Raw genomic sequence first — 549 nt, forward strand, 5'->3', positions numbered from 1 at the left:
TCTCACAAAAAATGTTGGGAGTTCGCATAGGTATGGATGAAAGTTCAGCTAGTCCTAGGATGAATCAATACGAAAAGGGAAAACACACACCTGACGTCCACACGCTTAAGCTGATTGCTGATGAGCTCGGAGTGCCTTTGAACTATTTCTTTTGTGAAGATGAAGAGTCGGCTGAATTAGTTGTTGCTATCTCAAAATTGTCTACAGAAAAGCGGCGTCAGTTACTTCAGTTTATTGCAAGCATGCCAGAAGACGCTCCCCTCCCTAAGTGATAACAACTCGCTACCAGCGATAGCCCTTTGTCACTTTTATCTAATTACCGCCTTATCAGGTAATATTTTGTCACCGTGAGCAATTTTTTGCCCACGCGAGCAATTTATTGCTTGGGTGTTTGCTGGGTTTTTCTAACCACTTGATATTTGGCTCTTTTTGATTTGGCATTTCTTTTGCGTAGAGAAGCATCAAACTGTGCGATGTGGTTCACATCGCTTTGATTCACTCAATAAGGATTAAGCTATGCCAACTCCATGTTATATCTCTATCGAAGGC

Annotated in this window: 1 protein-coding gene; it reads left to right on the plus strand. The window is 41.9% G+C overall.

The window, feature by feature from the left end; translation table 11 throughout:
- On the plus strand, positions 1–272 hold a 272-nt coding region (locus AACQ75_RS11550; protein WP_170889832.1), incomplete at its 5' end, for a helix-turn-helix domain-containing protein.
- Positions 273–549: the final 277 nt, after the last annotated feature.

Source organism: Vibrio sp. B1-2 (genome assembly GCF_963888445.1).
Taxonomy (GTDB): domain Bacteria; phylum Pseudomonadota; class Gammaproteobacteria; order Enterobacterales; family Vibrionaceae; genus Vibrio; species Vibrio anguillarum.